Origin of the sequence: Rhizobium sp. RU35A (genome assembly GCF_900156005.1) — a bacterium.
Taxonomy (GTDB): Bacteria; Pseudomonadota; Alphaproteobacteria; order Rhizobiales; family Rhizobiaceae; genus Neorhizobium; species Neorhizobium straminoryzae.
The window spans coordinates 351373-372950 of the sequence record NZ_FTMR01000001.1 but is presented as its reverse complement, the minus strand read 5'-3'; the positions used below and the strand labels follow the sequence as shown (position 1 = coordinate 372950).

The window sequence follows — 21578 nt, the reverse complement described above, 5'->3', positions numbered from 1 at the left end:
CGGAGAGCGTCAGGCCGAGAGCGTCAGGCCGATGCCCCAGGGATCCTTCAGCGACCAGCCGCCGGCGCTGCGGGTGGCGGCAATCTCCAGCCGCTCCAGGCTGGCAAGCGCGCGCTTGAGTTCGGCCGGGTCGTTGAACTTCAGCGTGTAGTTGGCAAGGCCCGTCATGCCGGTGCTGCGCGTGCCGGCGCCGCGGCTGTTCCAGATGTTGGCCGCCACATGGTGGTGATAGCCACCGGTCGCAAAGAAGCTCGCGCCCGGATAGCGCGCCATGATCTTGAGGCCCAGAACATCGCGATAGAAGCTGTCTGCTTCCGGAATGTTGCCGACCTGCAGGTGGATGTGGCCGATTGCCGTTCCATCCTCCATGCCGCCCCAGGCACCCTTCGGCGCGCTGTCATAGAGCGCCTGCAGGTCCAGCCGGTCGGTCGCCATCTGCACCGTGCCATCGGCAAGATAGGTCCATTCCATCGGCGTGCGGTCGCGGTAGATCTCGATGCCATTGCCCTCGGGGTCGGAGAGATAGATCGCCTCGCTGACCAGATGGTCGGAGGCGCCGTCGAGACGCACGCCGGCATGGGCGGCATGGGCCAGCCAGGCGCCAAGCGCGCGGCGGTTCGGCACCAGGAAGGCGGTGTGGAACAGGCCTGCCGCCGTGCGCGGGGCGCGTGCCACCGTCCTGTCCGTCGACAGCGTCAGCAGCGGCACGCCGGAGACGCCGAGCACCTGGCCGCTCGCCGATCCCTCGATCGGCGTCAGCCCGATGATGTCGCGGTAGAAGCCTGAGACGCGGTCGAGATCCTCGACGACCAGATGCGCGGTATCCACGTGGGCGGGGCGCGTCAGCGCGAAGGAGGGGGAAGGGGCGCTCGTATCGGTCATGACGGTTGGCTTTCCGGGGCAGGAGGTTTGAAGCGGATATAGGCGTGCGCGCGCGTTCAATATAGATGTCGATCCGACGAAACTTCGTTCGATAAAAGAAGACGATGGTGTCCGGCCGATTTGACCTTGCTCAAGGCACACCACCCCTTGCGGGTGGAAACTGCCTGCATTCAAACGATCCGGGAGACCAACATGTACAGATCCATCGTCGTTGCCGTGGACATGGCCCAGCTCGAAAGAGGCGAGCGCATCCTTGAAAAGGCTGCCACCCTGCTGGATGCCGGCGGCAAGATCACCATCGTCAACGTGGTGGAGGAGCTGCCTGGCTATCTGGCGATCGATGTCCCGACGGATCTGGTGGCGCAGGCGCGCACGGATGCCAGCCAGAAGCTTGCGGCGCTGCGCGACCGGTTCGGCATCGACGCGGCCATCGAGATCCGCCAGGGTGGTCCGGCGCATGAAATTCTGGCTGCGGCGGAGGCCAACCGGGCGGATCTCATCGTGCTGGCCTCGCATGTCCCCGACTTCTCGAACTACTTCATCGGCGCCACCGCCGACCGCGTGGTGCGCCACGCCAAGTGCTCGGTGCTGGTGGATCGCTGAGCGGGAGACAGGACATGGAGACCGATCACTACCGGCGCGTTCTGGAGACGCGCCGCGCCGAACTGGACCGAAGGCTCACGAAGATCGAGCACGACCTCGACCAGCCCGGCAATCCCGATGACGACGACCGCGCCATCGAGCGCAACAATGACGAGGTGCTGGAGGGGCTGGGCGAGGCCGGCCAGAAGGAACTCGCAGCCATCGAGGCAGCGCTGGGGCGAATCGATGCCGGCACCTTCGGCCGCTGCGCCCGCTGCGGCGAACCGATTTCCGACGAGCGTCTGGCGGCCGTGCCACACGCCGCCCTGTGCAGCGACTGCATGAGCGAGGCGTGATGCGGCTGCCGCCGCATCACTGTCAAAAAGTCTTAACGGAACACAATGCAATGTGATGATGGAGCGGGCTTCGGCCCGTTGCGTTTTCACCCCGGACCTGCATTTTGCACGAGACGGAGGATGCATTGCATGAGCGACCTGTTCCGCTTCGGCCGAACCTATGACTTTCACGAGATCGTCGCCGATGGCGTGGTGCACGGCATCGGCATCGTGTTTGCGCTGATCGGCGTGACCGCGCTGATCTTCTATGCCACCCTCTGGTCCAGCTATGGTCAGCTTGCCGCCGCCTGGACCTATGGTCTCGGCCTTGTCCTGTGCCTCTCGGTCTCTTTCACCTACAATATCTGGCCGCATTCGCGCACCAAATGGCTGCTGCGCCGCTTTGATCATTCGGCGATCTTCGTGCTGATCGCCGCCACCTATACGCCCTTCCTGCAGCGTGGCGCCTCCGATCCGCTTGTGCTGTCGATGCTGATCTTTGTCTGGAGCATGGCGTTGATCGGCATCACCGTGAAATGCGTCTTTCCCGGCCGCTACGACCGGTTGGCCATCCTGCTCTATCTCGGCATGGGCTGGAGCGGTGTCGTCGTGGTGCCGCACCTTTCCGAGCTCCTGCCGCCGATCACGCTCTGGCTGATCGTCATCGGCGGGGTGATCTATTCGCTTGGCGTGATCTTTCACGTATGGGAGCGGCTGCGCTTCCAGAACGCCATCTGGCATGCCTTCGTGGTGGCCGCCGCCGCCGTGCATTATTCGGCGGTGCTGACCTGTTTCAGCCTGACGTCGCCCGGCGCCTGACCCGTTCCCGCATCCTCCGCTGCCGGCGTATCGCGGCGCATTGCCTTGACGCGGCGCCTGGGCATCAGGCGCTGCCCGAAAACATCCGGCCTGTGAAGCGTCCATCTGGACCGGCGCATGGGTCGTCTGTTATGTGAAACGAAAAGTACACCATAATGGAAAGCATGAGGGCCGGTGTGATCATTCGGGATGCGGGCGAGGCCGATCTGGCGGCTGTCATGGAGATTTACAACGATGCCGTCGCCAATACGACGGCGATCTGGAACGAAACGCAGGTCGATCTGGACAATCGTCGTCAGTGGTTCGGCGCGCGCCAGGCGCGCGGCTTTCCGGTGCTGGTGGCAGAGGTTGACGGTCGCGTCGCCGGCTATGCCTCTTATGGCGACTGGCGCGCGTTCGAAGGGTTCCGCCATACGGTGGAGCATTCTGTCTATGTGCATCGTGACCACAGGGGCGCCGGCATCGGCGCTGCGCTGATGCGCGCGCTCGTCGAACGAGCCGTGGCGGGCAATGTCCATGTCATGGTGGCCTGCATCGAGGCCGGCAATGCCGCCTCCATACGCCTGCACGAGGGGCTTGGCTTTCGCCTTGTCGGCATCCACCGCGAGGTTGGCATTAAGTTCGGCCGCTGGCTGGATCTTGCCTGCATGGAACTGCAGGTGTCGCGACCCCTGTGAGGGGACGTGTCCCCGCGACGCAAAGCACGCCCTGACCGGCCCTTGCCGTGCCAGTCAATGTCCCCCGATCGGCGCCCCGAGATGTGTGAAACGGTCGGGTGTGATTTCTCTCCATCCTCTCTTGCCTATAATTTTTACGAATCATAATCATAAAACCGGGTCATGGTCGGTTGTCGGCGACGGCTTTCCGCCGCTCAAAACTGCGGCGGGCAATCCGGTTTGCGGCAGCCCTCCGCCCTGACCCAATGGGCGTTGCTTGCAACGGACTGTCGCACGACTGATGCAGCACAACCGGTCTTGACAGGCGGACGGCAGCGCTCTTGAATTTTTCACAACCGGCGGTCGGCTCATCGTGTCTGCGGTGAATGTCGATCCCGTCGGAATGGCGCTGCGAGGCCGCTCCGCCATTTCCCGTCCGAGGACACATGAGAGAGCTGATTGTTCATATCGGCGCCAGCAAATGCGCCAGCAGTACGGTGCAGGGGTTCCTGTCGCTCAATCCGGTGATGGCTGCGGGGGGGCGCACCTATGTCTATGCCTGTCTCGATAACAACGGGGCGGTGCTGCATGGGGAGGAGCTGGCGGAGGCGGGCAGGCATTCCGTGTTCGGCTATGCCGCCAGCTATGTCGCCTTCGACTGGGTCGAGCAGCTTGGACACGGGTTGAGGCAGATTGCCGACATTTTTGATGGCGATGAGAGCGTTATCATCAGCAATGAAGGGTTCTGGAACCTCGGGATCGATCCGTCGTCTGCGACGATCTTTGATGACCTCGGCGTGCCGGTCCGCGTCTTCATGCTCACCCGTCCGCCCGTAGACTGGGCCAATGCCGGCTGGTGGCAATGGGGCTGCTGGGAATATGAGACGGTCGGCGACTGGTGTGACTCGATCGGCTTTGTCGACTACAAGGCCGGACTGGATCAGTGGAAACAGCTGCGCAGGCTGAAGCAGGCCTATGTCGCCGATATCTCGCAGGGCCCCATTCCCTGTCTTCTCGATTTCCTGGACATCACATCGGGCGATTTCGTTTACCCCGAGGACCTGAATGTCGCGTCCAGCGCTGAGGTTCTGCGGCTGCTGCTCGGGAACCGGGAGATGTTCGGACGTCGCACGCACGAGCCCGAGGTCGAGTTCAGGCTGAACGCTCTGCTGGACTATAAGGGACCAAAGCCGCCATTCGCGCTGTCGGAAGCGATGGTGCGCCGTCTGGTCGCGGGAGGCCGCGACAGCCACCGGCAGCTTCTGGACGACATGCACTGGCTGCGTCCGGAGACGAAGCAGGCGGTCTGCGAGGCCTATCTCAGTACCCGGCCCTATGTCGGGCGTTGCAGTGATTTCGATACACAAACCTTCGTGTCGCAAGGGTTCAGTGACAGCTTTGTGGCTCTGCTCGGGCAGCGCCTGCTGGATGGCCGACCGTGAGCTTTCCCACCCGGTTCTAATGGCGGGCACGCCGCCGCCGGGACGCGCCGCGCCATGGCGTGGGGCCCACCATCCGGCATGCGGCGCACCACCCTGGCCTCGCGTCCTGACAAGCGCACCTAGGCTTCTGCCCGGCGGCCGGGCAGCGTCATGGCGATCACGCCGACCATCACGAAGGCAAGACCGATCCAGCTGCTGAGCGACAGCCGCTCGCCGAGAAAGATGGCGCCGATTGCGACGCCGATCGGCACGCGCAGATAGGCCTGCGAGGTGGTGGCGACCGAACCCAGCGTGTGCACCAGCCGGAAATAGATGACGAAGGCGAGGGAGGTGGAGAAGGCCGAGAGCGCGAGCAGCGCCACAAGCGAAGAGGGCGAGGGACTGAGCGTCCAGGGATGGTCGATGACGAGGCTGGCGGGCAGCAGCAGCGCTGCCCCGCAGATCAGCGAGCCGGCCGCCGGCATCATCGGGTCGAGACCCTTGAAATTCTTGCCGTAGATCGCGGCGCAGGCGTAGCAGACGGTGGCGGTGACCACGGCAAGCTGCGCCAGCACATCACGCCCCAGGCCGTTCAGCGCACCGACCCCGATGATCAGGCTCGCTCCGGTCAGGCCGGCAACGACACCGGTGAGCTTGCGGCTGGAAACCGCCTCGTGGCGGGTCACGAAGGCGGTGATGAGGAAGGTCACCACCGGCGTCAGCGAATTGAGAATGACGGCAAGCCCCGCATCCACGCTCTGCTCCGCCCAGGCGATCAGCGTGAAGGGTACCGCGCTGTTGAGGCAGGCCTGCACAAGGAAACGCCCCCAGACGGCGCGATCCTTCGGCAGGCAAAGCCCGCGCAGCCGCAGGATCGCGACAAGCAGGGCTCCGGCAATCAGGGTCCGCGCCGCAATCAGCGTCACCGGCGGGATCGTCTCGATCCCCACCTTGATGAAGGTATAGGCCGATCCCCAGCAGGTGGCGAGGAGCAGAAGAAGAAGGAGTTCGCGGGCAAGGCTGGTCTTTTCGGGCATCGGGATGTCGGTTCCTGTGGCTGTCGCCGGCACCCTATCGCCCATCCGTGTCCGGATGTTTCGGCGAAGGTCGAACTATGCTGTCCCCAACAATCCGTGTGTGCGGGCGGCCGGGATGCCGCCGTCAGGCCGGGATTCCGGTCGCTCCGTTGCCGTGCCGGCCCTTCGCCGCAAGCGTGTCCGGTATCCGCCGGCCGGCCTCAACCGCGCGCCCCCGTGCCCGTCGCTCCGCGATCCCGCTCGCTCAAAGGGCCTCGAACACCATGGCATGGCCGTTGATGCAGTAGCGCAGGCCGGTCGGCGGCGGGCCGTCGGGGAAGACATGGCCGAGATGACCGTTGCACGTCGCGCAGCGGATTTCGGTGCGCACCATGCCGTGCGAGGTGTCGCGCAGTTCCACAACCGCATCCGGCTTGACGGGCGCGAAATAGCTCGGCCAGCCGCAACCGGAATCGAACTTGGTGTCGGAGACGAACAGCGGCTCGTCACAGCCGGCGCAGCGATAGAGACCCTTCTCCTTGCTGTTCCAGTAGGGGCCGGTGAATGCCCGCTCGGTGCCGCTCTGGCGCAGGATGCGATATTGCTCCGCTGTCAGCTGCTCGCGCCATTCGGCCTCCGTCTTCTCGATCTTCAGCTTGCTGTCTTGCATGGCGTTCCTCGCAGGTTTCCGGTTTCTGTCACCTCAGATAGGTGTTCACGACGCGCTCATAAAGAACGGAGCTGCGTCGAATTCTGTCTAAAAACATTGAGGCAGCGGTGAGCATGCCTTAAGTAAGCTGGCACCTCTCGGCCGGCGCCGGAGACCTTGTCCAAGAATCCGACGCATCGGCGGGAGGAAATGATCGCTCAACTGACCCTGGTCTGCCTGTTTCTGCCTTTCGTTGCGGCTTTGGCGGCACCCGTTCTGACACGTCATCTCGGCCACCGGGCCGCCTGGTTGCTGTGTCTTGCGCCCGCGCTCTCCTTTCTTTTCTTCACCGGTTTCCTGCCGGAGGTGTCGGCGGGGGAAGTGGTGACGGGCGGTTATGCCTGGGCGCCCAGTTTCAACCTGTCCTTCTCCTGGTTCCTCGATGGCCTGTCGCTCACTTTCGCGCTGCTGATCACCGGCATCGGCACGCTGATCGTGCTTTATGCCGGCGGCTACATGAAAGGTCATCCGCAGCAGGGCCGCTTCTTTTCCTTCATCCTGCTGTTCATGGGCGCCATGCTGGGCCTTGTGGTATCCGACAGCTTCCTGATGCTGTTCGTCTACTGGGAGCTGACCTCGATCACCTCCTTCCTGCTGATCGGCTTCGATCACCAGCGCGCAGCCGCGAGGCGGGCGGCCCTGCAGGCGCTCGTCATCACCGGCGGCGGCGGTCTGCTGTTGCTGGCGGGCCTGATCTTCCTGTGGAATGTCAGCGGCGTCACGCAGCTGTCGTTGCTGGTGCATTTCGGCGAGGGCGTGCGCGAAAGTCCGTTCTACCTGGCGACGCTGCTGCTCATCCTGGGCGGCTGCTTCACCAAGTCTGCCCAGTTTCCCTTCCATGCCTGGCTGCCCAATGCCATGGAGGCGCCGACCCCGGTCTCCGCCTACCTGCATTCGGCCACCATGGTGAAGGCCGGCGTCTATCTGCTGATGCGGCTCAACCCGGTACTGGGGGGAACGCCCGCCTGGGAAATCCTGCTGCCCTTCGCCGGCGGCATCACGTTGATCGCCGGCACCTTTCTCGGTCTGCGCCAGAGCGATCTCAAGCTGATGCTTGCCTATACCACCATGGCCTCGCTCGGCCTGCTGGTGATGCTGACGGGGTTCGATACGCCGCATGCCGTCACTGCCGCCGTGCTCTATCTGGTGGCGCATTCGCTGTTCAAGGGCGCGCTGTTCATGGTGGCCGGCATCATCGACCACGAGGCCGGCACCCGCGATGTGACGCGGCTCGGCGGCCTTGCCAAGGCGATGCCGGTCACCTTTGCCGCAGCGCTGCTTGCGGCGCTCTCCATGGGCGGCCTGCCGCTGTTCTTCGGCTTCCTCGCCAAGGAGGAGATCTATTATGCGCTGGCCGGCGGCAATCCGCGTGCCCTGCTGTTTTGCGGGGTGGCCATTCTCGGCAATGCGCTGATGTTCGCGCTCGCCTTTGCCGTGGGGCTGAAACCCTTTGTCGGCAGACCGGTCGAAACGCCGAAGCCTGCGCATGAAGGGCCGCTGCTGCTCTGGCTGGGGCCGGTGGCGCTTGCCGCACTCGGCCTTTTGGCCGGCCTGTTCTCACCCGTTGCCCACCGTTTCATCTCCTCGCCCATGGCAAGCGCGGTGCAGGGGGAACCGGTCACCGTCACCATTTCCACCGTTCCGCATCTCGGGGTGCCGCTGCTGCTTTCGCTTTTGACGGTGGCGCTCGGCCTTCTCGTCTACACACAGATCGACCGGTTGCGCGGCCTGATGCAGCAGATGGTGGAGGCGATCGGTCCGGGGCCGGATCGCGGCTTCGATGCGGCGCTTGCCGGCCTTGTGCGCCTCTCGGTGCGCATCACGCGCCTGATCCAGCCGGGCCGGCTCGACCTCTACATGACGGCCACCTTCCTGATCCTGGCGGCGACGCTGCTGGTGCCCCCCTTCGTCTATGGCGAATGGCCGGCGGTGCCCGCGATGCCCGCCGGCGTGCCGATCCACGAATGGGCCTTCGTCGCCATTGCGCTTCTGGGGCTTGTCGCGGTGCTGCGGGCACAAAACCGGCTGACGGCCATTGTCTCGCTCGGCATCCAGGGGTTTGCGGTGGCGGTGATCTTCCTGCTGTTCGGCGCGCCGGACCTGTCGTTCACCCAGTTCATGGTGGAAACGCTTTCGGTGGTCATTCTGGCGCTGGCCATCACCAGGCTCAGCCTGACGCCCTCCGACCGCCGCCCGCTCGGCCAGATGCTGATGGATGGAACGATTGCGGTGGCCTGCGGCCTCGGCTTCACGCTGCTGCTGCTGAAAACCACGGAAGGCGTTTTCGATGCGCGCCTGACGGAGTTCTTCAACGCCTATTCCAAGGTGATTGCCCACGGCGCCAATGTCGTGAACGTCATCATCGTCGATTTCCGCGGCACGGATACGCTGGGCGAAATCGCGGTGGTGATGGTCACGGGGCTCGCCATCCTGGCGGTGATCCGCATCCGGGCCGGCGGGCCGCAGCGCCCGGCCGATAACGATCCGGATGCCGCCGAGCCGCAGGCGGGAGAGCGCTCATGAACACGCTGATCTTCCGCACCGTCGCGCCCTTCCTCACCGCGCTGATGCTGCTGTTTTCCATCTTCGTGCTGCTGCGCGGCCATAACGAGCCGGGCGGCGGCTTCATTGGCGGGCTGATCGCCGTCTCGGCGCTTGCCATCTACGGCATTGCCTATGGCGTGGCGGCGGTGCGCCGGGCGATCCGCTTCCATCCGCTGTCGATCGCCGGCTTCGGCCTCATGCTCTCCACGCTGTCCGGCCTTCTCTCGGTCTTCGCGGGCGTTCCCTTCATGACGGGCCTGTGGATCGCGCCGCGCCTTTTTGGGGTGGAGGTGCCGCTCTCCACCGTCATGAGCTTCGATATCGGCGTCTATCTGGTGGTGGTCGGCGCCATCACCTCCATTGCGCTGGCGCTGGAAGAAAAGGAGAGCGACTGATGGAAGCGCTGCTTGCGGTGCTGGTCGGCGCCTTCTTCGCGACCGCCGTCTACCTGATGCTGTCCAGGCACTCCGTGCGGATGCTGCTTGGTATCGCCATTCTCGGCAATGCCGTGAACCTTCTGATCTTCACCGGCGGACGGCTGACGCGGGAAGTGCCGCCGATCATCGGGGCGGGGCTCGACGCGTTGCCGGAGGGGGCGGCCAATCCGCTGCCGCAGGCGCTGATCCTGACGGCCATCGTCATCTCGTTTTCCTTCTTCGCCTTCCTGCTGGTGCTGACCTACCGCGCCTATCAGGACCTCGGCACGGACGATACGGACGAGATGCGCCTGGCCGAGCCGAAGGATGATCCCATGCCGCCGCTCGGCTATTGAGGAGGCCCGATCATGGCTGCCACGACCTCCGCCCCCATCGATCTGTCCGCGGCCCTGCAGCTTGCGCCGACGCCTGCCGCCGACTGGCTGGTCATCCTGCCACCGGCGCTGATGATCGGGCTTGGTGCGGTGTTGATGATGCTGCGCCATCGCATCCGCCTGCATGCGCCGATCGCGATCGCTGGCCTTGCCGGGCTGGTGCTGATCGATGCGCTGCTGCTGTGGCGGGCGCTGGCTGTCGGTCCCGTCACCATGGTGATGGGCCGCTGGCTGCCGCCCTTCGGCATTGCCTTTTCCGTCGATGTCTTCGGCGCGGTGATGGCGCTCGTCTCGGCCGTGGTGGCGCTGGCGGCGGCCGTTGCAGCTTGCACCGAGATCGATGACGCGCGCCTGCGCTACGGCTTCTTTCCCTTCCTGCTGCTGCTGATGGCGGGCGTCTCCGGCGCCTTCCTCACCGGCGACATCTTCAACCTCTATGTCTGGTTCGAGGTGCTGCTGATCTCCTCCTTCGGTCTCCTGATCCTCGGGTCGGAGCGGGAGCAGATCGACGGCGCTATGAAATATGCGGTGCTGAACCTCATTGGCACCACGCTGTTCCTGATCGCCGTCGGCTATCTCTATGCGGTGTTTGGCACGCTCAACATGGCGGATCTGGTGCTCAAGGCGCGCAGCATCTCGGGCGCGCCGCTGATGACGCTGTCCTGCCTGTTCATCCTGGCCTTCGCCATGAAGGCTGCCGCTTTCCCCGTGAACTTCTGGCTGCCGGCCTCCTATCACACGCCGCGCGTCACGGTCTCTGCCCTGTTCGGCGGCCTGCTGACCAAGGTCGGCATCTATGCCCTGCTGCGCGTCATGGTCATGCTGTTTCCGCTGCAGCTGGAGGAGCTCAGCCTGGTGGTGGCGGTCGTGGCCGCGCTCACCATGCTCGCCGCCGCGCTCGGCATGCTGGCGCAGAACGATCTGAGACGGCTTGCGGGCTATGCGGTGATTGCCGGCATCGGCAACATGATGGCGGGCATCGCCGTCGGCAGCGTGGCCGGGCTTTCGGGTGCGATCTTCTACGCGCTGCATTCGATGCTGGCGATGACGGCGCTCTATCTCGTCATCGGCCGGGCAGCCGCCCTGACCGGCGAATGGACGCTGTCCGCGCAGGGCGGTCTCTACCAGCGGGCACCTGGTTTTGCCTTCGTCTCGCTGGCGCTGTTCTTGGCGGTGGCGGGATTGCCGCCCTTTTCCGGCCTCTGGCCGAAGATCGTGCTGGTGAAGGCCTCGCTTGATATCGGCGCCTGGTGGCTGGCGGGCAGCATTCTTCTCTCCGGCTTTCTCGTGACGATCGCGCTCGCCCGCGTTTTCCTTCTGGTCTACTGGCGCCCCGCGCCCGGACCGCAGGCCGGAGAAGGAACGCTGCCGGCAGCCGCGTTCGGACCGATCCTGGCGCTCGGGCTGCTGATTGTCCTGTTCGGCCTGTTTCCGGAATGGCCGCTCAGCCTCTCTCAGGAGGCGGCTGCGGGCCTGATTGATCCGGCCGCCTATCTCGGTTCTGTCTTTCCCGGCGGAGGTGCGCGATGACCGCCTTTACCTTGAACGTGCTGTTTGCGGTCATCTGGGTCGCTGTCAGCGGCAGCGCAAGCGTGCTGAACCTGCTGTTCGGTTTTGCGGTGTCGGCGCTTTCGATCGGACTGGTGCGGGAGCAGGCGCACGGGGTCAGCTATCTGCGCCGCATCGGCCGCATTCTCTCGCTGCTGGCGCTCTTCCTGCGCGAGCTGGCGCTGTCGGCCTGGAAGGTCGCGGTGCTGGTCACAAGGCCGCGCCTCGTGGTCAGGCCCGGCATCTTTTCCTTTCCGCTCACGGTGGACCGCGATTTCGAGATCACGCTGCTTGCCAATCTCATCACGCTGACGCCGGGTACGCTCTCCGTCGACGTGTCGGAGGACCGCCGCACGCTCTATGTGCACGCCATCGACTGTTCCGACATCGAAGGCGCCAGGCGGGACATCCGTGAAGGCTTCGAGCGCAAGATCATGGAGGCCTTCCGATGATCACCGAGGCGCTGCTTCTTTCCGCCGGCATCTGGCTGTCTCTGGCCCTGCTGGTCCTGTCCTTTCTCGTCACCGTGGCGCGCGTGATCCGTGGGCCGACGCTGGGGGACCGGGTGGTGGCTCTCGACATGCTGGTCGGGATCGCCATCGGTTTCATCGCCGTCATTGCCATCAAGACCGGCTTCACGCTCTACATCGATGTTGCGATCGCGCTCGGCCTTGTCGGCTTCCTCGCAACCGTGGCGCTGGCCCGCTTCATCCTGGCGCGCGGTGCTGCCGGCGCGGAAGGCGAGGGGGCTGCCATGCGCGGTGAGGACGCCGGCGAACGTCCGGAGAATCGCTCCAAAATGAAACAGGAGAGAAAAGCATGAGCCTTATACTCACGCTGGTGACGGTTCTGCTTCTGGTGGCCGGCAGTGCTTTCGCGCTGATGGGCTCGATCGGCCTGATCCGCTTTCCCGACATGTTTTCCCGCATGCACGCCGCCTCCAAGGCCGGCACCGTCGGCTCTGGCCTGCTCTTGCTCGCGGCAGGGCTTCATTCTGCCGATTTATCCATATTTGCCAGAGCCTTGGCGGGCTTTTTCTTCTTCATCCTGACCACGCCCGTCTCGGCCCATCTGCTGGCGCGTGCGGCCCATAAGGCAGGCTATCGGCTCCACCCGTCCTCCGTTGCCGACCATCTTCGTCAGGACAGCCCTTGATAATCAGGGTGCCTCTCATATTTACTTTGGCTTGTCGCCATCTGTGCGATAATCAATCAGTAAGCGCTTAAACTCGTAGGACAAAGTCCCGAATAGAACAAAGTTACGAAGATTGTATTTGGACTTTGCCGCGAACAATGCTAATCGCATTTCAGTAGAGCACGAATATCGACCGCGTTCGGTCAAACTCTTGCCATTGATTTGATGTCCGGGAACGGGCAGTCGGGGCAAAAGGGGACAGGAACAGCGATCGGTATTTTGCACGGCGCGCAAAAATTCGTTCACGCCCGCATGGATCTAGGGGTGGATCCGCTTTCGAAAGAAAAACGGGCATGATCTCGGGTTTTACGCACTGCTCTGCACACGGCGCTGTATCAAGGTGATACAGACGCCAGCGAAACGAACAGGAGATTTGAAATGACCGAAGTCACTGCGGGCAAGGGCTCCGATCTGCTGGTGGAACTCACCGCCGATATCGTGGCCGCCTATGTCAGCAACCATGTCGTCCCGGTGGGCGATCTGTCCAACCTGATTTCCGACGTGCACAGCGCGCTCAGCAACACGTCGTCGCCGGCGCCCGTTCCTGCCGCGGTCGAAAAGCCGAAGCCGCCCGTGCCGATCCGCAAGTCGATCGAAGACGACTACCTGATCTGCCTGGAAGACGGCCTCAAGTTCAAGTCGCTCAAGCGTCACCTGATGACCCATTACAACATGACGCCGGAAGAATATCGCGAGAAGTGGGGCCTGCCGGCCGACTATCCGATGGTGGCTCCGTCCTATGCCGAGGCCCGTTCGCGCCTTGCCAAGGAAATGGGCCTTGGCCAGCGCCGCAAGCGCGCCAAGTAAGAATCCATGCCTCCGCCGCTCCCTCTCTGCAAGGGGCGCGGTGATGGCGTGACCCACAAGCGCTGCCGGAGCGGTGTTCGCTCGGGCGGCGTTTTTTTGTGTGGCAGGCACGGATGTCGCCGCGAGCGCGATGATGCGACCGGGGCGATCCTCGTGCGCCGGGAGCGTGGGCGCTTGTGGCTTGCGCTGGCGCGCCTGCCGTGAGAGGCGCCCGATTGTTGCCGGCATGGCCGCGCAGCCTCCGCCGCCGTCCCGCAGATCCCCTCGATTTTGGGAGAGGGGTGAGGATAATCATCCCGAAATTTTAGCGTCTGTCGGAAAATATCCCTGTAAAATCAACGAAACTGTCGCAGGACCCGCTTTTGTTTATCCCCCGGTTGTGACAAGGGTATATGAATTAATTCCTATTTCGGGAGTTGTTCATGCGAGAGATCGACAGAATTCCACCACTGCCATGTCCCTCCGAGGCGCGCAATGCCGCCGGTCCGGTGCTGGTGCCGCCCTTCGTTCCGCCGGCCACCCTGCCGTTGACGCAGGTCTGCCGCATCGTGCGGCAACTGGTCAGCGAACTGGTGATGGCGATCGGCGACCGCACGAGTTTTCGCCGTGACCGCCGCCGCGCGCTCTGCCATGTCCGGCAGATCGCCATGTATGTCTGCCACGTCACGCTCAGCATTCCGCAGGGTGATATCGGCGATGCCTTCGGGCGGGACCGGTCCACCGTGGGCCATGCCTGCAGCGTGGTGGAGGATCGTCGTGAGGATGCCGCCTTCGATTCTTTCGTCTCGACGATCGAGCGCATGGTGGTTGCCGTTTTCGGCCGTCGCGAGGGTCTGCGTCATGACTGAGGGTTTTGGCAAGGACGGGATCGGCGGCAGTCCTTCTCCGGTGCCGCCTGCGGGCAACAAGGCCCTGGTGCGTCTTTTGAAGCAGGTGGTGCGCGGCCCCTGCCACCTGCCGGAGGGCGCCGAGGCAGACGAGCTGGTGCTCACGGGCGCCTCGGGGCAGGGGCGCCATGCGTCGGAGGTTGTGCAGGCAGCGCTGTCCGCCGGGCTGCTGGAGCGTCAGGGCGAGCGGTTATCGGCCCGGCCGGAGGCGATCGCCTTTCTGCGCAGGCAGCTGGCGGAGGTCGGCGACGAGCCCTTTGCCGGCCAGCACCGTCTCGAGGTCGAGGAGACCGTGGAGGTCGCCCGGGTGCGGCAGGCCGTGCGGCGCAACCTGCTGGAATCGCCGCTTGCTGCGCTGGTGCGGCTGAAGGATCGCGACGGAAAGCCCTTCTTCGGTGAGGAGGCGATCGCGGCGGGCGAGCGGCTGGCCGCCGACTTCGAGCGCGGGCAGCTGACACCGCGCGTCACCGCCAGCTGGGAGCCGCGGCTTGCCCAGCGCATGGCGGGCGAGCGGGGCGGTCTTCAGGATCTGTCCGATACCGCGCTGGCCGCAAGGCTTCGCGTCAACCGCGCCGTGGAGGCCATGGGCCCGGATCTGTCCGGCGTGGCGCTCGATGTCTGCTGCTTCTGCAAGGGGCTGGAACTGGTGGAGAGGGAGCGGGGCTGGCCGGTGCGTTCCGCCAAGCTGATGCTGCGCACGGCCCTTCTGGCGCTGGCGCGGCATTATGCGCCACCGCCCGGACGTGCGCGCCGCCATGCCTGGGGCGCGGAGGATTTTCGCCCGCAGCTGTAAGGTCGGACATTTCGGGCGAAGGCCGGGGGATGGGGTCAGGCCGCTGTCAGCGCCTGCGCCTCGTCCCGGATACGCTTCACCATGGAACGCAGGCCGTTGGCCCGCTGCGAGGAGAGGTTCTCCACCAGACCGAGGCGATTGAACACCTCGAACACATCGGATGTCGCGATCTGCGAGGCCGTCTTGCCGGAATAGGCGGCCAGCACGATCGCCACCAGGCCGCGCACGATATGCGCGTCTGAATCGCCTTCGAAGGTCAGCACGGGATCGGCTCCTTCGCCACGATGGGTCACCAGCCAGACCTGGCTTGCGCAGCCGTTGACCTTGTTCTCGGCTGTGCGCTTGTCCTCCGGCAGATCCGGCAGCGCCTTGCCGAGTTCGATCACATAGCGATAGCGATCCTCCCAGTCGTCGAGAAAGGCAAAATCGTCGATGATCTGGTCAATGCTGGTCATGGCGGCTCCGTTGGGCTCCCCGGCAGGCGCAAGGCCCGGCGGCTCGCCTGCGGGCGCCCGCGCGCAGCCGCGGTTCGATGCCCCTCATATAAGGGGTGGCGCGCGCAAGGAAAACCTCGGCGCAGGGAGAGAAACAGGTTTATCGCGGCATGGGCAGGGCGTGCCTTACCGGGCAACCCGGAAGCGCGGCGCCAGACCCGCGACGCGCTTTTCGGTCTGCGGCACGCTGGTCTCCGCCACGGTCGGTGTCACGGGTTCTGCATAGGTGTAGCGGTCGGCGCGGCGCCAGGCTTCGAGGCGGCGGCCGCACTCGTCTTCCTCGAGCGAATCCCAGAGGATCTGGCCGCGGGTCGTATCGCCGATCACGTCCTTCAGATGCGTGTAGAAGCGCTCCAGCACGAACAGCGCTTCGGTTTCCCCCATGGCAAGGCCCTTCAGCGTGGTGGCGAGCTGATGGCCGGAGACATCAAGCAGGATGCGTTCGGCGAGCCAGCGGCTGGCCGACAGCGTATCGGCCAGCGTGGTGGCAAAGCTGTCGGCATCGCGTTCGCGGGCAAAGCGCACGAGAAGCGCCTCCTGCACCTCGGTCAGGCTGCGCAGGCCCAGCCGGTCGCCCGGTGCGCGGTTGAGATGCGCGGCAAGCCCCTTGATCTGCTGGCGCAAGGCCTCCTCGCGGGCAAGGCGTGCCTCTTCCGGCCCGTCGGCCAGCTTTGCGGGGACGGAAAGGGTCGGTTCGGCGCCGGCCAAGCGGTTGGCGGAGGCATCCTGCGCCGGTTCGCCGGGCGCTGTCCTGCGGGCGTGGCGAAGACCGACCAGGGCGTCGATGACCTTCGGCGACAGGTTCTCGCGCCGGACAATGGCGCGGGCATGATCGGCCCCTTGCGTGCGGGCAATGGTGATCAGCATCTCGTCGGTCAGGCAGGCGGACCCGATCAGAAAGGGAGCGGCGACGGATACAGGCTGGCTGGCGATGAAGAAGGCAACGGCGGGCGGAATGTGCAGGGAGCGGGAGAGAGCGGCAACGGCCTGGCGGCGTGCCTCGTCGCCGGAGGCCTGGAAAAGAGGCGTGAACAGTTCCGCAAACTGACGCAGTTCCGATTTCGTCGGGCGCTCGAGTTCCTCGAAACTCGTGACCGTGGCCATCAGCACCACATCCTTTCTGCGCATGGCCTGCGGCCTCTCAAGTTCACGATACCGGTCCACGGTCCTATCCACCGACGCATTACAAACGATACAAGACTCAGAGCGTGCGCGCGGCCCCCGGAGCGGCCGTCGTCCTGTCCTCTGGACGGGCAAATCGATGACGGCAGGGCAGCACCGGGTGCAAGGCACGCCACCACCGTCATGGCATGGTTAAGCCATGTTACGGAAATGAGGTTAATGGCTGGTGAAGAGGTTTCTCCCGCCGGCACAGGTCCGCCGCCGTCCGTGCCATGGCAGGCCATGCAGCCAGGCCGCAAAACGCAGGGACTCCTGGCCGGGTGCCCGTCGTCTGGCGGCAGGCTGCGATGCCGGATTGTCCCGGAAATCCCGACAATCCCTTGGTTTTCCACAGGCAAGGTCGACAGGATGAAGGGGCATTGCCGCAACACCCGGCCACAGCCGTCGCTTTCTCCCATTCCCGCCCGAGAGGGGCGGCCCCGCTTAGCAAATTGTTAACGGCGTTATGGCTGTATTTCAGGAGGGACGCATAAACGATTCTGCAAGATCCTGTTTCGGGATGAACCGGTTTGACCCCGGTTCGATAAACATGCAGCGCCGTGAAACCGTGAAGGGTTCCATGCGTTTCCCTTGGCGCAGATCCCCGGATACCGGAAGGCTCCGGGGCTGACGAGAAAGGCGCAGATGCCTCGGGCACGAGGTGCGCCGGCCCCGGCTTGGGGCAGGGTGAAATCGGTCCGTCCTTCATCCGTCTCGAACTCTTGATGGAGACGAGCATGGCAGAGATCGTGGTGATGAATGCATGGCGGGCAGAGCATAAAGGCCGCAGGCCGCAGCCCCCATCCCGTATGCCGGAGGCGCGTGATGCGGCCGTGCTGCTGTTTACCGGCGTGCGCTACGAGCGGCGCGAGGAGATGAGCCACCGGCTGATGGACGAACTGACCCTGCGCGCAGACAGCCAGTAAGGCATTGCGAGAGACAGAGGGGATAAAGGCGCACCGACAAGGTCGCGTCCTCTCAGCGTGATGTCTGGGGAGCCGTCGAAAGCGGCAGGCATCCGGCGCCGTTCAGGAACTCGCTTGTCTGCGGGCGAAAACTTGCCTGCGGCGCCATGGCCCGCAGAACCGCATAACCCTGGGTCTGCTGTGTCTCGACGATGATCGACTGGGCCAGGGTCGGCGCCTGCGCCTTGCGCAACCGGGTTGCCTGCACGGGTGTCGCAAGGATCACGTCCAGCGCGTCATCGACGGCAGTACGATCATTGATGCTGAAGGTTTCGTTCGATGCGGCGTCGAAGGTGGCGAGCGACCAGAACGGCACCTCGCCGCTCGCCGTCAGCTGGACCGGCCCCTCATCCAGATCGAAGGCGCAGACGGCAATATCGAGGAACGGATCGGTGCGGCCGAGACCGGCCGGATCGCGCCCCGGCCCCAGCACATGGAATTCGAAGGACGGCCCCTCGCGCAGCACCCGGCTATAGGCATCCCGCTCGCTGTAATAGGGCAGGGCGAGAATGATCACCAGATGCAGCAGACCGGCACCCACGAGACCGGTCAGGATGGCGAGCAGAATTTTAAGCATGGCCACACCCGATGCGGTCGATGCGCGGCATGGCGAGGTCGATCAGACCGGAACTGCCGGCCGTCGGCGTGTCGAGCAGCGTCAGCACCAGCCGGAAGGGCTTTTGCGCCTCCACGGCCAGCCAGTTGCCGGGTTCGGCGGTTGCGGCCACCGTGATGACGAAGCTGCCGTTCTGCTCGCGCAGCACGCTGCGGGAATTCAGCGCCACCGGCAATCCGTCGGACGCATTCGGCAGCCGGTCCTCGCTGCCCGTGGCAAACAGCGTCCACAGCCTTGCCTGCGGCGTCTGGCCGGAAACCAGATAGGTGCAGTTGCCGTTCAGCCGCTCGCCTTTCTCGTCCGTCGCCGCCGTGAAGCTCAGGCCCTCCGCGCTGCCATAGAGCAGGCGCCCGCCATTGGCGCGGTGCGCCTTGGCATAGGGATCGGCATTGACCGTCTGCGCCTCGGGAAAGGCCTCCCAGGCACCGAGCCGGATCGCGCCGAAGCCGGTCGTGGCATCAAGGGCCACCCGCGTCGAACCGATGCCGACGCCAAAGGCGACGATCAGGGCGAGCGCAACGAGAAGGGGCAGGCGAAACAAAAGCGGTTCAACCTCTGTGGTTCAGGGTGATGAGCGGTAGCACTGTTTGCCGCGCGGGAAAATGGCGAAGGTCGGTTTGCTCCCGCCCCGCGTTGCCTGCGTCTTGCGACGCCGACAGCGCTAAAGACCGGAAGCCTTGCGCAAGGCATCGTTGATGCGGCTCTGCCAGCCTTTGCCGTCCTGCTTGAACTTTTCCACCACATCTGCATCGAGCCGCAGCGTCACCTGTCGCTTCGGGCTGCTCTACCGGCGGGCGGCCGCGCACCTTGCGGCGTGCCTCCATCGCCGCAAAGAACGGGGCAGGCAGAATGTCCCGCGCAGGCCGAAGACGCGCCAGTTCATCCTCCGTCATCGGCGGGCAATCGATGGCGTCAGCGTCCGCCGCGTCCTGGCCGGGATAACCTTGCTGTTCGTTCCGATGGGCGGACATAGGGTCCTTCGTCATGACAGTCTCCTTCGTTCCTGCTCGCTGGCGGGGCGAAAGCTGATGATCGAGATTGCCTCACCGCTCGACACTTGCGCCGATCGCTGCGGGCGTCGCTTCCGCCACCTTCTGGGCAGGCAGCGGCGGGGCGGTTGCGAGATCGCGCGCGATGCGGCGCAGAAGGCGCGTGCTGTCGGCCGATAGCGATCGCGGGCGGCTGAGGGCCGGCGGGCTGGGTTCCGCGCCCTTGGCGGCAACGGGGGTGCCGGTCGCGTGGTTGCCGTTCGGCAGCGGGTTGTCGATGCCGGGGATCGGCTTCAGCTCGATGCCCTGATGGGCGTAATCCATCAGCTTCTTGAAGGTCATCGCCGGCAGCGAGCCGCCCGTCATGTTGTTGGTCGAGGTGAAGTCGTCATTGCCGAACCAGACGGCGGCCGTGTAATTGCCGGTGAAGCCGATGAACCAGGCATCGCGATAGGCCTGCGAGGTGCCGGTCTTGCCGGCGGTGACGATGCCACCATCGAGGGCCGCCCGCCGCGCGGTGCCGATCACCGGGATCTGGGTCAGGATGCGGTTCATCGAGGCCATGGCCTGTTCGCTGACGACGCGCTGGGCAGGCTGCTCGTCGCGGTCGAAATCGTAGAGCACGTCGCCCTCGTAATCCATCACCTGGGCAATGCCGTGGCGCCGCGTCTGCAGCCCGCCGGAGGGCATCACCGCATAGGCGGTGGCCTGATCCATGACGGTGACTTCCGAGGTGCCGAGCGGAATGGTCTTGTCGGTGCGCAGCGGGGTCTCGACGCCCATCTTCTTCGCCGTCTCGACGATCACGTCGATGCCGAGTTCCTCTTTGGCAAGCCGCACCGGCACGGTGTTGAGCGATTGCGCCATGGCCGTCAGCAGGCTGACGCGGCCTTTGTAGGAGCGGGCATAATTCTGTGGCGACCAGCCGCGCCAGGTGATCGGCGCATCGGAAATCATCGTGTCCGGCGTAAAACCATGCTCCATCGCCGCCGTATAGGTATAGAGCTTGAAGGAGGAGCCCGGCTGGCGCAGCGCCTTGGTGGCGCGGTTGAACTGGCTTTCGCCGTAATCGCGCCCGCCCACCATGGCGCGCACGGCCCCGCCGGTCTCGATCATCACCAGCGCGCCCTGCTTGACCTTGTAGCTGTCGCCATATTCGCGCAGAGAACTTTCCACCGCATCGTCGGCCGCCTGCTGCAACCCCATGTCGATGGTGGTGCGCACGATGACGGAATGCTTCTTCAGCCGGCCGTCTGCCGCCAGCCGCTGCACCTCGTCAAAGGCCCAGTCGAGAAAGTAATCCGGCGCCGGCTGTTCGGCCCGGTCGATGACGCTGGCCGGATTGCGCCGTGCCGCCACCACCTGGCCCTCGGTCATCAGTCCGCCCTGCACGAGATTGGTCAGCACCTCGTTGGCACGCGCGCGCGCCGCCGGCAGGTTGACATGCGGCGCATATTTGGCCGGCGCCTTGAACAGGCCGGCCAGCATCGCGGCCTCCGCAAGGTTCACGTCGGTGATGTTCTTGCCGAAATAGAACTGTGCCGCAGCGGCCGCCCCGAACGTGCCGCCGCCCATATAGGCGCGGTCGAGATAAAGCCGCAGGATCTCCTTCTTCGACAGGTTGGCCTCCAGCCAGAGCGCCAGGAAGGCTTCCTTGATCTTGCGCTCCAGCGAGCGCTCGTTGGTGAGGAACAGGTTCTTGGCGAGCTGCTGGGTCAGCGTCGAGCCGCCCTGCACCACGCCGCCTGCCTTGGCGTTTTCGTTGAGCGCGCGGGCGAGGCCTAGGAAATCGATGCCGAAATGGCTGAAGAAACGGCGGTCCTCGGTCGCCAGCACCGCCTTGACCAGATGATCCGGCAGCTTGTCGATCGGCACCGAATCCTCGTGGATGATGCCGCGATGGCCGATCACGTTGCCGTAGCGGTCAAGGAAGGTCACGGCGAAATCGCCATGGTTGCGCCAGTCCTTCTTGGTTTCCTCGAATGCCGGCAGCGCCAGCGCGAGCAGCAGCACGAAGCCAGCCGTGCCGAAGGTCATTGCCTCGTCGGCCAGTTCCACCACCACCCGCTTCCAGCCGCGCACGCGAAACCGGCGCGAAAAGATGGTGATTTCCTCCCAGATCTCGGCGGCCCGGAAGCCTGCCGTCCAGACGGTGGAATCGATCCAGCTGTCGATGCGCAGCAGCAGATGCCGCCTGCGGCGACGCTTGCTTCGGGAAGGATGGGGATCGTCCTGCACCTTGGAAATTCCTTGCTGGGACCCGGACGGCTTGACGCATCCCGCACGAAGCAGGAAAAGCCTTCACCAACCGCTTACGGCGAAAATGGCTGACAAATGGTTGACGCCGGG

Annotated in this window: 24 protein-coding genes and 1 pseudogene; 16 read left to right on the top strand and 9 right to left on the bottom strand. The window is 64.7% G+C overall.

Annotation, left to right across the window (positions count from 1 at the left end; genetic code table 11):
* Positions 1-9 precede the first annotated feature (9 nt).
* A complete protein-coding gene (locus F3H95_RS01985) occupies positions 10-882 on the bottom strand; it encodes a VOC family protein (RefSeq protein WP_149744741.1) in 873 nt (290 codons plus the stop codon).
* Between the two features lie 192 nt (positions 883-1074).
* On the opposite strand from F3H95_RS01985, the gene F3H95_RS01980 reads away from it, so the two are divergent.
* From F3H95_RS01980 to F3H95_RS01960, 5 genes are all read left to right on the top strand, one after another.
* Entirely contained in the window at positions 1075-1485 is a 411-nt protein-coding gene (locus F3H95_RS01980; protein WP_143126687.1) for a universal stress protein, read from the top strand.
* A gap of 14 nt (positions 1486-1499) precedes the next feature.
* On the top strand, positions 1500-1820 hold the full coding sequence (locus tag F3H95_RS01975; RefSeq protein ID WP_149744740.1) for a TraR/DksA family transcriptional regulator: 321 nt from the start codon (positions 1500-1502) through the stop codon (positions 1818-1820).
* 129 nt (positions 1821-1949) lie between these two features.
* Positions 1950-2618 carry a hemolysin III family protein gene (locus F3H95_RS01970; RefSeq protein WP_149744739.1) on the top strand — a complete coding sequence of 223 codons (669 nt, stop codon included), beginning with the start codon at positions 1950-1952 and terminating at the stop codon, positions 2616-2618.
* A gap of 164 nt (positions 2619-2782) precedes the next feature.
* A complete protein-coding gene (locus tag F3H95_RS01965; RefSeq protein WP_149745084.1) occupies positions 2783-3295 on the top strand; it encodes a GNAT family N-acetyltransferase in 513 nt (170 codons plus the stop codon).
* A gap of 425 nt (positions 3296-3720) precedes the next feature.
* Positions 3721-4716 carry a hypothetical protein gene (locus tag F3H95_RS01960; RefSeq protein ID WP_149744738.1) on the top strand — a complete coding sequence of 332 codons (996 nt, stop codon included), beginning with the start codon at positions 3721-3723 and terminating at the stop codon, positions 4714-4716.
* Between the two features lie 119 nt (positions 4717-4835).
* Here F3H95_RS01960 and F3H95_RS01955 read toward each other — a convergent pair whose 3' ends face one another.
* Entirely contained in the window at positions 4836-5732 is an 897-nt protein-coding gene (locus F3H95_RS01955; protein ID WP_149744737.1) for an EamA family transporter, read from the bottom strand.
* A 244-nt stretch (positions 5733-5976) separates the two neighbouring features.
* Complete coding sequence (gene msrB, locus F3H95_RS01950) at positions 5977-6381, bottom strand: peptide-methionine (R)-S-oxide reductase MsrB (RefSeq protein ID WP_143126682.1); 405 nt, start codon at positions 6379-6381, stop codon at positions 5977-5979.
* Positions 6382-6570: 189 nt separating this feature from the next.
* Here msrB and F3H95_RS01945 point away from each other — a divergent pair, with 189 nt between their 5' ends.
* From F3H95_RS01945 to F3H95_RS01900, 10 genes are all read left to right on the top strand, one after another.
* Complete coding sequence (locus F3H95_RS01945) at positions 6571-8943, top strand: putative monovalent cation/H+ antiporter subunit A (RefSeq protein WP_149744736.1); 2373 nt, start codon at positions 6571-6573, stop codon at positions 8941-8943.
* Positions 8940-9359 (top strand): Na+/H+ antiporter subunit B, encoded by a 420-nt coding sequence (locus F3H95_RS01940; RefSeq protein ID WP_149744735.1) that lies wholly within the window; start codon positions 8940-8942, stop codon positions 9357-9359. Before F3H95_RS01945 ends, F3H95_RS01940 begins: the two co-directional genes overlap by 4 nt.
* On the top strand, positions 9359-9736 hold the full coding sequence (locus F3H95_RS01935; protein WP_143126679.1) for a Na+/H+ antiporter subunit C: 378 nt from the start codon (positions 9359-9361) through the stop codon (positions 9734-9736). Before F3H95_RS01940 ends, F3H95_RS01935 begins: the two co-directional genes overlap by 1 nt.
* 12 nt (positions 9737-9748) lie before the next feature.
* Positions 9749-11305 carry a Na+/H+ antiporter subunit D gene (locus tag F3H95_RS01930; protein WP_149744734.1) on the top strand — a complete coding sequence of 519 codons (1557 nt, stop codon included), beginning with the start codon at positions 9749-9751 and terminating at the stop codon, positions 11303-11305.
* Complete coding sequence (locus F3H95_RS01925) at positions 11302-11775, top strand: Na+/H+ antiporter subunit E (protein WP_149744733.1); 474 nt, start codon at positions 11302-11304, stop codon at positions 11773-11775. Before F3H95_RS01930 ends, F3H95_RS01925 begins: the two co-directional genes overlap by 4 nt.
* Positions 11775-12146 carry a cation:proton antiporter gene (locus F3H95_RS01920; RefSeq protein WP_185969907.1) on the top strand — a complete coding sequence of 124 codons (372 nt, stop codon included), beginning with the start codon at positions 11775-11777 and terminating at the stop codon, positions 12144-12146. The genes F3H95_RS01925 and F3H95_RS01920 overlap by 1 nt, the downstream gene beginning before the upstream one ends.
* The gene (gene mnhG, locus F3H95_RS01915; protein ID WP_143126675.1) at positions 12143-12478 is read left to right on the top strand and encodes a monovalent cation/H(+) antiporter subunit G; all 336 of its coding nucleotides are present in this window, start codon (positions 12143-12145) and stop codon (positions 12476-12478) included. The genes F3H95_RS01920 and mnhG overlap by 4 nt, the downstream gene beginning before the upstream one ends.
* A 417-nt stretch (positions 12479-12895) precedes the next feature.
* Positions 12896-13324, top strand: a complete 429-nt coding sequence (locus tag F3H95_RS01910) for a MucR family transcriptional regulator (protein WP_143126674.1) — start codon at positions 12896-12898, stop codon at positions 13322-13324.
* A gap of 422 nt (positions 13325-13746) precedes the next feature.
* Positions 13747-14172: a helix-turn-helix domain-containing protein gene (locus tag F3H95_RS27405; RefSeq protein WP_244617848.1), complete on the top strand. Its 426-nt coding sequence runs from the start codon at positions 13747-13749 to the stop codon at positions 14170-14172.
* Positions 14165-15004 (top strand): DUF6456 domain-containing protein, encoded by an 840-nt coding sequence (locus tag F3H95_RS01900; RefSeq protein ID WP_149744732.1) that lies wholly within the window; start codon positions 14165-14167, stop codon positions 15002-15004. Before F3H95_RS27405 ends, F3H95_RS01900 begins: the two co-directional genes overlap by 8 nt.
* Positions 15005-15039: 35 nt before the next feature.
* On the opposite strand, the gene F3H95_RS01895 is transcribed toward F3H95_RS01900, so the two are convergent.
* Together F3H95_RS01895 and F3H95_RS01890 are read right to left on the bottom strand one after the other, a co-directional pair.
* Positions 15040-15459, bottom strand: coding sequence for a SufE family protein (locus tag F3H95_RS01895; protein ID WP_143126673.1), 420 nt, complete (start codon positions 15457-15459; stop codon positions 15040-15042).
* Positions 15460-15624: 165 nt separating this feature from the next.
* The gene (locus F3H95_RS01890; protein WP_149744731.1) at positions 15625-16626 is read right to left on the bottom strand and encodes a DUF2336 domain-containing protein; all 1002 of its coding nucleotides are present in this window, start codon (positions 16624-16626) and stop codon (positions 15625-15627) included.
* A 770-nt stretch (positions 16627-17396) separates the two neighbouring features.
* Here F3H95_RS01890 and F3H95_RS01885 point away from each other — a divergent pair.
* Positions 17397-17585, top strand: coding sequence for a hypothetical protein (locus F3H95_RS01885; RefSeq protein ID WP_143126671.1), 189 nt, complete (start codon positions 17397-17399; stop codon positions 17583-17585).
* A 52-nt stretch (positions 17586-17637) separates the two neighbouring features.
* Here F3H95_RS01885 and F3H95_RS01880 read toward each other — a convergent pair whose 3' ends face one another.
* From F3H95_RS01880 to F3H95_RS01865, 4 genes and pseudogenes are all read right to left on the bottom strand, one after another.
* Positions 17638-18201: a DUF1254 domain-containing protein gene (locus tag F3H95_RS01880; protein ID WP_149744730.1), complete on the bottom strand. Its 564-nt coding sequence runs from the start codon at positions 18199-18201 to the stop codon at positions 17638-17640.
* Positions 18194-18781, bottom strand: coding sequence for a DUF1214 domain-containing protein (locus F3H95_RS01875; RefSeq protein ID WP_143126669.1), 588 nt, complete (start codon positions 18779-18781; stop codon positions 18194-18196). Before F3H95_RS01875 ends, F3H95_RS01880 begins: the two co-directional genes overlap by 8 nt.
* A gap of 120 nt (positions 18782-18901) precedes the next feature.
* A pseudogene (locus tag F3H95_RS01870) lies at positions 18902-19211 on the bottom strand (BrnA antitoxin family protein).
* 72 nt (positions 19212-19283) lie between these two features.
* Entirely contained in the window at positions 19284-21467 is a 2184-nt protein-coding gene (locus tag F3H95_RS01865) for a transglycosylase domain-containing protein (RefSeq protein ID WP_188134265.1), read from the bottom strand.
* Between the last annotated feature and the right edge of the window lie 111 nt (positions 21468-21578).